Source organism: Paenibacillus sp. FSL R5-0914 (genome assembly GCF_038004525.1).
In the GTDB taxonomy this organism is placed as follows: domain Bacteria; phylum Bacillota; class Bacilli; order Paenibacillales; family Paenibacillaceae; genus Paenibacillus_AQ.
In genome coordinates this window covers 1113370-1124971 of sequence record NZ_JBBORH010000002.1, presented here as the reverse complement: position 1 = coordinate 1124971, position 11602 = coordinate 1113370, and the positions used below count along the sequence as shown (strand labels likewise).

General features: G+C 41.2%; 10 protein-coding genes. 1 reads left to right on the top strand and 9 read right to left on the bottom strand.

The annotated features are described in order from the left end of the window. Nucleotides 1-98: 98 nt before the first annotated feature. From MKX60_RS21105 to MKX60_RS21070, 8 genes are all read right to left on the bottom strand, one after another. The gene (locus MKX60_RS21105; RefSeq protein WP_341060869.1) at nt 99-1724 is read right to left on the bottom strand and encodes a response regulator transcription factor; all 1626 of its coding nucleotides are present in this window, start codon (nt 1722-1724) and stop codon (nt 99-101) included. Next, on the bottom strand, nt 1721-3460 hold the full coding sequence (locus tag MKX60_RS21100; RefSeq protein WP_341060868.1) for a sensor histidine kinase: 1740 nt from the start codon (nt 3458-3460) through the stop codon (nt 1721-1723). Before MKX60_RS21100 ends, MKX60_RS21105 begins: the two co-directional genes overlap by 4 nt. Before the next feature lie 288 nt (nt 3461-3748). Further along, a complete protein-coding gene (locus tag MKX60_RS21095) occupies nt 3749-5335 on the bottom strand; it encodes an extracellular solute-binding protein (RefSeq protein WP_341060867.1) in 1587 nt (528 codons plus the stop codon). 66 nt (nt 5336-5401) lie between these two features. Further along, complete coding sequence (locus MKX60_RS21090) at nt 5402-6271, bottom strand: carbohydrate ABC transporter permease (RefSeq protein WP_313636918.1); 870 nt, start codon at nt 6269-6271, stop codon at nt 5402-5404. Between the two features lie 13 nt (nt 6272-6284). Continuing rightward, entirely contained in the window at nt 6285-7232 is a 948-nt protein-coding gene (locus tag MKX60_RS21085; RefSeq protein ID WP_042188436.1) for an ABC transporter permease, read from the bottom strand. Nucleotides 7233-7582: 350 nt separating this feature from the next. Next, entirely contained in the window at nt 7583-7732 is a 150-nt protein-coding gene (locus MKX60_RS21080; RefSeq protein ID WP_231573272.1) for a hypothetical protein, read from the bottom strand. A gap of 18 nt (nt 7733-7750) precedes the next feature. Then, nucleotides 7751-8332, bottom strand: coding sequence for a TetR/AcrR family transcriptional regulator (locus MKX60_RS21075; protein WP_076299839.1), 582 nt, complete (start codon nt 8330-8332; stop codon nt 7751-7753). Between the two features lie 93 nt (nt 8333-8425). After that, nucleotides 8426-9436 carry a fumarylacetoacetate hydrolase family protein gene (locus tag MKX60_RS21070; RefSeq protein ID WP_340969691.1) on the bottom strand — a complete coding sequence of 337 codons (1011 nt, stop codon included), beginning with the start codon at nt 9434-9436 and terminating at the stop codon, nt 8426-8428. Nucleotides 9437-9591: 155 nt separating this feature from the next. Between MKX60_RS21070 and MKX60_RS21065 the strand changes: the two genes are divergently transcribed. After that, entirely contained in the window at nt 9592-10614 is a 1023-nt protein-coding gene (locus tag MKX60_RS21065) for an MBL fold metallo-hydrolase (protein ID WP_076299837.1), read from the top strand. Nucleotides 10615-10776: 162 nt separating this feature from the next. Here the strand turns inward: MKX60_RS21065 and MKX60_RS21060 are convergent, their stop codons facing one another. Continuing rightward, the gene (locus tag MKX60_RS21060) at nt 10777-11601 is read right to left on the bottom strand and encodes a hypothetical protein (RefSeq protein ID WP_341060866.1); all 825 of its coding nucleotides are present in this window, start codon (nt 11599-11601) and stop codon (nt 10777-10779) included. Nucleotide 11602 lies beyond the last annotated feature (1 nt).

The following is an 11602-nucleotide window of genomic DNA, read 5'->3' as shown; positions in this document are numbered from 1 at the left end:
TTGATAACCTCCATGATTAGATCCTTCTATCATGGTAAGCCTTTTGATGCTCTTTTTTTTACATGATTTCACGAGAAATTTATACATTTTTTGCAACCTTATTTGGATTCATACCGTGTCATTTTTATCCGATATTGCTTAGGCGTATCACCCGTATATTCTTTAAATAGTTTACAAAAATAACCTTCATTCACAATTCCTACTTCCTCACACAATTCCAATAAAGAATAATCCTGAACATTTAACAGCTCGAGAGCTAAGTGAATTTTTTTGCGGTTGATGTAGCTGATAACGCCCTCGTTCATTGTTTTTTTGAATAAGCTGCTAAAATAAGATGGAGCTAAATTCACTTCCTCGGAAATAGCCTCCAGCGTTAATCTCTGTTTCAGGTTTTTCTCTATAAACCGCATAGCACTCATGATTTCTATACGATGTAAAAGTTGGCCAGCGTGTACATATTCGAATGTGAAGTCGCCAATATAGGCAAGCTGCTCCCGAAATGTCATGAATTTTATGGGAAACTCTGATGCATCCGTGGTCAACGAGTTCCCCGATTTAAATTTCGCAGTAATGTCTCTGTACAAGCCTTGAAGCATAGGTGCCATGATGGACTTATGAATTTTATAATCTGTCACAAATTGGTTTAAAGCAGAGAGTTCTTTCTCCAGCGCTTCCTTGGAAACTTTTCTTTGTATCCATGTGAGAAAATCAGCCAGTTTCAGCTGAAAGTCCTCCTTTTTGTCATTACGGTAATGGAACCGATGCATGGGTGTTTTGACTACTTTCTCTTCATGATAATAGAAATCCTCACTCACGTTATTAGCTTCCATGTAAGCTTGTTTGATGGATTCCCAACCTCGGTGCGGACCTCCAAAAGCTACGGATACCCTTTGATTCAAATATTGATGTATATGGGAGACGATCTGACTGCCCAATGAATGGCAAGCATATTCCGTGTCCATATCGCTGCGATTATTTTCCCAGGAAAGAAAGCCAATAAAACGATTATCGGATAGATCCGCAGCTACACCTCTGCCACCGTTCACCACAGTTTCTTCAATTATATTCGTAATCGCATATTTCAAGATGTTTTGATCAGACGCTGAATAATCGTTTCGGAAACTTTCATACAGATTCATTTCAACAATGAAGCAGCAATAGTTGGCTTGAAAGAAATGGAATTGCATGCGATTGGCAAAATCCGATGCCCGATGAGAAGGAATTTCGCCTCTGATAAGCTCGTTAAAAAATTGCTTGCGGACTCTATATTTATTTTCAAGTACGGATACGTTTAACGATTGAAATTCCGCTTCTTTTTTCTTAACCTCATTTAAAATCCCGGCTGCCTTATCTAAAGCACGATCTAAATCCTTTTCCCTGAGCGGAACCTTAACAATGTACTCCAAGACGTTGGCTTGAATAGCTCTCTGGGCGTATTCAAAGGATGAATAAGCGGTCAAAAGAATGTATTGGGTATGGGGAAGCTTTGGTTTTAGCTGCTCAATCATGGAAATTCCATCCATTCGCGGCATAACGATATCAGATATCACGATATCCGGCTTAAGCTTCTCTATCTCCTCTATCCCCTCCAGACCATTTTTTGCTTTTCCCACTAAAAGAAATCGCTTATCCCTTTGGGAGAGCTCGTTAAAAAACAATTCCAATCTCTGAATGATTAGATCTTCATCGTCAACAATGAAGCAGGTGTAGTCTCTCACCATCATGCATCTCCTTTAAACGAGCCTGCTGGGAATAAGGCTTGAACACGGGTTATTTCCTTAGGTATGCTTATGATTTGAAGCCCGAATTGTTCTCCGTAGTGAAGTTTTATTCGGTCATGAATATTATTCAACCCGATTCTTTTCCTTTTCAATTCCACATCACTCGGTTCTGAAATCAAAATATGCTTTATTTTATCAGTTGGAATTCCCTCGCCTAGATCAACTACTTCTATGATGACGATGCCGCCCTCCCTGTACGCATGAATAGTAATAGGGCCTTCGATCCCCCCTCCGTTATAACCATGGAAGATACTATTCTCCACAAGGGGCTGCAGCAGCATTCGAAAAACTGGGAAATCTATTAAATCTGCTTCGATATTTTCAATCAAGTGGAAGTTCCTGTTATAGCGGATGTTCTGGATCGAGATATAGTCCGATACATTTTGTAATTCCTGACGCAGTGATACCTTCTCCGAAGCATCAGCTATCCCATATTCCAATATTGAAATGAGAGACTCGATCACCACATCTACTTTCTCTATTTGTCCGAGTCGTATGACATTGCTGATAGAACCAAGCGTGTTATACAGAAAATGAGGGTTTATTTGAGACTGAAGCACTTGGATTTCCAGCTTCCGCTCAAGTTCATTATGTAGCTCTGCTCCCCGTATCAGTTCCACAATTTGCTGAAGCATACGATCGAATGCTCGGGAGAGATCTCCAAACTCATCGTTTCGGTTAATCGATATTGTAGTTGTGAGGAGGCCTTGCTCCACCCGCTTCATTTTTGTTTTGAGCGCATAGAGAGGGGTCCTTATATATTTGGCAATAAAAAAGGAAATGAACAGACTTAAAAGAAGACCTGCAGCTAGAAGCCCGATATAATAGGTTTCCAATCTGGACAAAGCAGCTTTCAAGCGTGATTCATCGTTGATCGAGATGATGGTCCAGTTGAATTTCTCCGTCGGTTTTTTCAGAAGGGAGACTGGAATACCATCCTTGGTATGTAGTTGAAGGTTTGTTTCTGTAGTATCCAGAATTTGTTCCGCTGACGTTTCACCGATTGAAAAAGTATGATCTTGAATATTCATGGGTCCTTTATTTTCCGAAAATCCGGCAATGATTTTTCCCGATGCGGTGATTAGAGCCAAATCCATTTGTTCTTTTTTATTAATCTTGAACAAGGTTTCTTCAATGGCATTTAGATCCAAATCTACCGCAATGGCCATAGGAAACGGAGCACTGTTCAGATATCGAACCATCGTAACTGTCCAGCCGGAATATTTAGATTTGTAAGGATCACTGACAAATGTAGTCCTTCTGTTCTTGTCAGCCGCATCAAACAAAGGTTCTCTTTCAGCTAAAGGTTCATCGAATATTCGGGTAGGTGTACTCCCGCCTAGAATGGATAAATCGCTTTTGATCAAATAAATATTACTGACGTAATTACTGTTGAGTTCATACAGCTCTCTTAATTGCTTTTTAATCACTTCTGTATTGTCAATGTTGGCTTTCACCGATGTTTCGACCGAGAACAGGATCGTCTGGAAGGAGGAAAAATTAACTGTGAAATACTGATCTACCTTGTCTAGTATTTGGTTGGTGTAATAAATGTCAGTTTTTCTTATTTCCTTTTGGACATAGTGGTAAGACAATTGACTTATCAAGATTATGCAGCTTAATACAAATGCAAACACGATAAAAAATAATTTTAAAGGCAAGCTTATTCTTCTTCGCATCTATCATCTTCCTTTTAAATCTGTATTAAACAAATAATAGCATATGATAAGAAGAAACGCCTTCGGCGTCCTTTTTAAGGACGATAAGCGTTTCTTCGAAAAATAGAAGGATAAAGTATAAAGTAAAACTTATACTTTCTTATATTTCAATAAAGAGAGGGGCTATTTATAGCCTCTCTCTTTATTTAAAAGATAAGAATTTATATGCTTCGCGCATAAATGTTCCTTATCTTTCTCGCTGAAACGGTACCGTCCTTTAAAAGGACGGCGAAGCCGTTTCTACTTGATTTACTTAATTAAGCCCGCTTCTTTAAATTGCTTGATTACTGTGTCCTTATATTTCTGCATGTCAAACTTGGTATCCAACGTATTGAGAAAATTCTCCCAGTTAGAAAGAGGATCTTTTCCGGTCATAAATTTGACCAAACTTTCATTAATGAAACGTTGGCGGTCAGCTGCCAATGTATCGTTCGGGTCTTCAGTCAATAAATTCCCGGGCAAAGTAGGCGCCACGTATTTCTGATTGTTCTCAAAAGCTTCTGCCGTCTTAGGATTCTGGAAGCTGAAGTACTCAGCATCATCACCACGACGCGGCATTCTATAATGGTCAACCCATAGGTACTTTTCTTTCATTTCCTTTGATAATTCGGAGGTTTTATTTTTGATCTTGCCGTCCACTAAATCCCAATGAATTCCTTTAATTCCGTATGCAAAATTCGGATATGCATCTTTGTCCGTAAAGAGATAATTCAGCATGGACAAGATCCGAATGATTTTGTCCTTATCCGCTTTCTTGGATATGGCCCATGAATTGCCTTGGAACGATTTTCTCTCTACAATTTGATCACCATAAGGACCTATCATTGGAGGAATGACGATCCATTCCGGCACCTCTCCACTGATTTCTTTCATTTTCTGCTGATAATCCGGTTCCAGCCTGCGTGCATCTCTTATCATGAAGCCAACTTTACCCTTAAATAACTTTTGGTCCAACAAATCGGGAGTATTCATTGTCACCCAGTCTGGATCTACAACTTTGGCTTCCATCATTTTATTGATATAAGCGAGCGCCTCTTTCATTTTTGGGTCGGTATACAAGAACACCGGTTCATTGTCTTTCACATCAATGGCTGATGGAGGATTGACGCCAAACATCCACATCAAACTATCGAAGCCGTAGGTTTGCAGATTGCCTTCTTTATTCATGCCGCCTATGAATCCGTAAGTATCGTTTTTGCCATTACCGTCCGGGTCTTTCTCTGTAAAGGCTTTCATAACTTCGAATAACTCGTCAGGTGTCGTTGGCACTTCCATATTCAGCTTTTTCAGCCAATCATTTCGAATGAAGAAGCTTCGACTGATACCATTTACATTATCATAACCTGGAACCCCAATGGTTTTTCCTTGATAGGACATCGCCTCCCAGGAGTCGTTGCTAAAACGTTTCTGTAATTCAGGAAATTGATCCAGATACGGTGTCAAATCCGCAAGAACGCCTTGGTCATAATATTGCGCAAGATCAGCCCGGCTCTTCAAGAAAATCAAATCTGGAATATCTCCTCCAGCAATGAGCGTATTTAATTTAGTCGTTGCTTGACCTGATTGAGGAATCATCATTTCCAAGTCGATATTTACTGCTTTCTCCAACATTTGGCGTTGGATATCTTCTTCACGGGGAGGAATCGGAGCAGCAGCATTGAAAGTGCCTTGGTTAAACATCGAAATTTTCATTTTTTTTTCAAAGGGACTAGACTGGCCTTGTGAATTACCCGTAGCTGACGATGTAACCTCTTTTTTGTCCCCACATCCTGACAATACCGTTCCCACACCGACCATTGCTGTCAGAATAGCAAATGTAATCGCTTTACGTTGCATAATGACCTCTCCTTTGCTTCTATATTATCACGGTTTCCCCGTAACAACTCAGGTTGGAATTTCTTTTTAACCTTTAACAGATCCCAAGAGTACACCTTTGGTAAAATGCTTTTGCATAAATGGGTAAACGATCAAAATCGGAACTGTAGTCACGACAACTGCTGCCATTTGTATAGCGAACGTACTAACAGCTCCGGTATTGGCAAGCGAATCAGCACTTTGGGTTGCGACGTTAAGCAGGATGTTGCGCAAGATCACTTGAAGCGGCATTAAGTTGGAATCATTGATATAAACAATAGCATCGAAATAACTATTCCAATGCCCGACTGCGTAAAATAAGGAAATTGTGGAAAGGACGGGCAAGGACAGGGGTAAAATGATCCGCCATAACGACTGAAGCTCACTTGCACCGTCTACCCTCGCTGATTCCTCGATTTCAGCAGGCAATTGCTCGAAAAAGCCTTTAATGATCACCAGATTAAATGCACTAATGAGATTGGGAATAATCAATACCCACGGACTGTTTAGCAATCCCAGAGAACGGACTAGTAAATAAGTCGGAATTAATCCTCCCCCAAACATCATGGTGAAGACAATGAATAGTAAAAACGGGCTTCGACCCGGCAAATATTTTTTGGATAACGGATATGCCGCTATTACCGTAAAGAACACATTGAGAGCAGTGCCTACTATCGTTCGAAACAATGTAATTTTATACGCCTGCCCGATACCATGAGAAATGAATACTTCTTTATAGGCTAGAAAGGTAAAGGTTTCAGGTATAATAACAATTCCTCTTCTTAACACTTCCGATTCTGGCGTCACTGAAACAGCAACCACATATAGAAAGGGTAGTAAGCAAAGTAGAGCTAGCAAAATAAGAATAAAATAAACGACTGCTTGCCAGACTTTTTCTCCGATTGTCAAATTGATCATATTGATAACCACCTCACCAAATTTGCCCATCGAATTTTTTGGCGAGCTTATTCGCTGCCAACACTAAAACAAATCCGATGACCGCTTTAAACAATCCCACAGCAGTAGCCAAGCCAATCTTAAGTCGCTCGAGCCCTTCACGGTATACCCATGTGTCGATAATGTCGATCTTCTCCTGATTAAAGCTGTTGGCAAACATGAATATTTGGTCAAAACCAGCATCCAGAATATGGCTTAATTTAAGGATCAGCATCAGAATCATCACGCCTCGAATGCCGGGAAGTGTTACATGCCATAGCTGTCTCCATTTGGAAGCGCCATCAATTCTAGCTGCTTCATATAAGCTTGGATCGATTCCTGCTAATGCTGCAAGGTACAATATCGCTCCCCATCCAATATCCTTCCATATTTCAGATAAGATGATCAGCAGTCTGCCCCAGGCAGGTTCCGTTAGGAATGAGATGGGTTCAACTCCAGCTTCCTTCAAAATCATGTTAAAAAGACCATCCCCTGGGGCTAATAATGCCACCATCATTCCATAAACAATGACCCATGATAGAAAGTGGGGTAAATAAGTGATCGTTTGTACGATTTTCTTAAACCATTGGGTATAAACTTCATTGAGCAGCAAAGCAAGTATGATAGGAGCTGAGAAACCGAACAATAGCTTATACAGCGATATGATTATCGTATTTCTCATGATGTCCCAGAAATAAACGCCGTTCATAAAATCTGTAAAATTTCTAAATCCCACCCATGGACTATCCCATAGTCCCAATGCTAGGTTATAGTTTTTAAAAGCAATAATGATTCCCGCCATAGGAACGTATTTGAAAACGGCAAAGTAAAGTAATGCCGGGAACAAGAGAGCGTACATCACTTTATACTTTTTTATCGTTCTTATCCATGAATTTCGCTTTTTGGTGAGGGGAATGGCGTCCGCTGCCAATTTTGCTTGCATATCATCACCTCGTCTTTATTTATATTTGTATAATAGCATCCCACTACCCCAATAAATTTCTGTGATTTCAAGAATTTCTTATAAGATTTTAAGTAAGTACAGCCTTGGATAATTCCAATACAATAGGCATGATTGTCTTGATTTAAAGCTGTACAATAACTCTGACTCGAAAGTTTGAGTATAGACCAAATACAATCCTGAGGTCCCAAACAAAAAAAGCCCTAGAAAAAATTGGGCTTAATTTAATGAGACATGTTTTTTATATAATGCATCCACGTATTTTATTTTCCATTACTAAAAACTACATTCATGAGCAAAAAAGGCATCCTCCAGCGTGGAAGGATTACCTTTTACTTCTCCAATGTTCCATCTGCAACGATTGTTCCATGCTTAATAATCATCACATCATCAACCGTCGCTGCATGCTCTTCCATTAGATGAATGGATAGTAACACCGAGTTTCCAGCCTCAGCCCGTTCTCGTAAGTTTAGACTTCTCATTAAATAAATCAATAGTGCTTATGACTGAGCCAAAATTCCTTTAACAAACAATGAGACACTGTGCTTGTAGAACTCTTCCTCGGTGACGAGTTGGGATTGATATTGCCGGTGAATCAGCTCGCTCATCTGAAATCCGTAGCACATCGAGAGAAAAGACATTGCGACAAGGCGCTCATCCTGTCTGGCTATAACTTTTTTATTCTGCAAGCGTTGAAAATATTCAACCAGCAAGGAGTGAAGCTTCGCCGGCGGATCGGCTAGCACTCTGTCTAATTCGGGAAGCATTCCTTTGTCGCGGATGCCAATCAAAATGATGTCCGCATTTTTATGGAAAAACAAACGGTACTGCTGGCTTACATTCAGCAGATCAACTTCCGGATTATCGGTCGCGTCCTCTTTTAACAGCTTCTCAAATTGCGGGATATCCGAATGTCTTTCAATGATGGCTTCCAATATGCCTTGCTTGCTTCCAAATTGCCGAAAAATCGTAGATTCATTGACTTTAGCTTCCGTTGCAATGGCTTTGGTGCTTACTCCCCGATAGCCATTCTTTTTGATGAGCTGTGTCGCGGCTTCAATGATTCTGTCTGAAGTTTGCATTGTACTTCTCCTTTTGCATATGTTAATCCTATTCTACTACAAGTTTTGCATATGCAGCAGGGTCGGGGTTCATCATTTTGATAAACGTTTTTTTTAAGGCAAATCACTTCTTTTTTCCCAGCGGCTTGGTTCCGTAATCTTGACATGATCAGGCACCAATTGCGTGAGCGTGCCTAATTTATCAAATGTAATCTGGATTCGGTCAGAGGGCAACAGCCATTCTTCGGTCTCGATTGCGCAGCAATCCGGTATCGTCCCCATTCCTATAATTGTGCCCGGGAGTGGCGTGAAAACTTTGAGAACCTCCTCCATCACTTTTGCAGGGTGTGCAGAATACTCGGATGTGCTTCCCTTCCAGTGCAGTCTCTCCCCGATGCGTACATCCACATCCAGTGCCAGCGGGTTGTCGATTTCATCCGGCGTTACCAGAAATGGTCCTATTCCTTTGCTGCGATCGAAATCTTTGCAGCGCGTCGGTCCGGTCATCGCCTGGAAATCCGGCCACTGCACATCGCGGACAGTACTGTCGTTAAAAATAACATAACCTGCAATGCAGTTCCCCTTCCCTGTAACAAAGGCCAGCTCCGGCTCGATATCCAGGTAGGAAGAGTACGAAGGCCAATGAATCGTATCCCCATCGCCAATTAATGCATTATGGTTACACTTATAATAACTGAAAGTTACTTTATTCAGATCTTGCTGGAATTTTTCGGAAATTTTACGTGTAAGCTCTTCTCTTTCCGGCCCTGTATATTCTCTTTGCAGCAGATTTACGCCAGCATTTCTCAGATGTCTTGGCGTCAGCCCGAAATCGATAAGCGCAGCCGGATTCGGAACCGGCGGTAGCAGGTTTACCGCTGCAATCGGGCTGATTTCATTTTCATTGAATTGATGCAACTGTTCGACAGCATATTGCATCATTTCCTTAGCGGCATCATAACTTGCCGGCAAATAATGAAGATAGCTGTCCATACTTTCAAGACTGTCAACGAATGTTCCCTGCTTTTTCATGATTGCGGCAAAAGACACGACAAATTTCTCGTTAATTACAAGCCCAAACAAAGGTTCCTGGGATATTTTGGTTTGAAAGGTTACTAGCTTCATGTTGCAGCGCCTCCATACATGTAGTGTGATGTTGTTCTGTTACATCATATTACATGGAGCAAATGCATGCAAGTACATGCTTGCAATTATGTTTTCCACTCTCTATAATAAAGGCATGCTTTACCCCAAAAACATATACGCAAAGGAGAATTTTCATGAAGTATGGACGTATTATCCAAAAACCTCGCGTTAAATTTTTTGAAGTCGCAGATGGCGTCTTTGCCGGTATTTCGCCGTATCGCGGCATCAGTTGGGCCAATGCCGGGTTCATCAACAAGGGTGAAGGGCTGGTGTATGACACGTTCTTCGATTTGTTCCATGCACGGGAAATGCGGGAGGCTTTTAAGGAAGTAAGTAACGGTGGCTCTCCCGCATATGTGGTGAACTCGCACTATAACAGTGATCATGCCTGGGGAAACAAAGTGTTTGAAGATGCTTGCATTATTATGCACAAGGAAGCGTCCAGAGAGCGTCTCACCGAAAATATCGCCTGGATGGATAACGTCATCAGAAGAGGAAAGGATTCTCCGGAATCGACTTCGGGCGAGCGGTTTTTTGCAGCAGAATTTGAAGGATTCGACCTGGAAGGCGTAGAATGGGTGCTCCCGAATATTGAGATAAAGGACGATATCAACATCCGTCTTGGCGATACGGAAGTTATGATTTACAACGTAGCTCCGGCCCACTCTGACAGTGACTTGCTGCTGTGGATGCCTAAAGAAAAAGTGCTGTTCGCCGGCGATGTTGTGTTTAACGGGTGTACGGCATACAGCGAAGAGGGAACCCACAATTGGGTTAAAGTGCTTGACCGCATTATTGATGAAATTAAACCCGAAATCGTTATTCCAGGACATGGCGCCATCTGCGGCCTGGACTTCGTGAAGGAGCAGAGAGACTACCTCCTGAACTTGATCAGCGAGTTCAACAAGCATTACAATGACGAAATTGATGCCTTGTCCCTGACCAAGCAAATTGATATTTCCCGCTTCCTTCATTGGATTCAGCCAGAACGCTTGTATGTTACAGTGGATATCCTATTGAAAAGCAAACGAGGGTTACCCCCCTTTCCAATTTGGAACGAAGTGCCTGCTAAGCTGGAAGACATGAAAGCTTTTTTGGCTGGAAAATATGGCAATCAGATCAAGCCATGGGACCCTATGAGTGTTTGGCAAGAATAGCAATTTACAGCAAACCTATGAAAAACAAAAAACGGCCCTGTCGCAAACGATGCGAACAGCGGCCGTTTTTTTGAATTGTTCAACGGAATTAAATGGGCGCTTAGAACCGATTATGATCAACCCCAACTAGATTTGGAGAAGATTCCCGTTGTTTTAGAATTATTATTCCAAATAGCCTTCGGCAAGTTTCATTAGGGTTTCTTTGCTTACTTTATTTATGTCTCCACGTAAAGTATAGGCGTATTTCACCTCTTTGTCTGGGCTCTCGTATACCCATTTCAGCTCGTGCGTCTGCGAAGGAGCAAATTCTGTATGCAGCATTTCTACTCCCTTCACTTGAACCTTCTCCTGCTTAAATTCAACCTTCTCGTCAATATACATTGTAGGATCGCTCTTTCCACTCAGATTAGTGATATTAACCCCGATTTTATCTTCGCCATTTTGATACGTAGCAAAGAGAAGGAAAAACTGATCTGTCATTTCAACCGGCATCATGGCATATCCCTGATTGGATTCTTCCGCCTGCTTTCTCAGCTTTTCTGCCATTTTCTTTTTTTCTTCCGAAGAAGGAGGATTCACTTCCTGAGCATTTTTAAAGATTACGTCCGCCTTTTGGAATGTATAATTTCCATTGACTTTGTCTGCGATCTTAATGGATTTATCCGTAATCTTATCTCTCAATTTAGAAAGATCTTGGAAGATAGTCACCTTCGTTCCAAGAATTGTTTCATGATTCGGATTATTGGCAACCATATAGAACAGCCCAGCTTCCCCGTTCTTTAGCGCCTTATCCTTAAGTTCATAAAATGCCTTGTAACGCTCTATCTCATCTTTCGATTCTGTTTTTCCGTAATCTTTCGTCGATTTAGTCTCATATACGACTTCGCCATCCTTATTCGTCAAAGAATGATATTGAACTGCCGCATAACCTGTGGAGGCCATTAACATCATCCCTACACACGCAGTCAAAACAACTTTATATTTCATA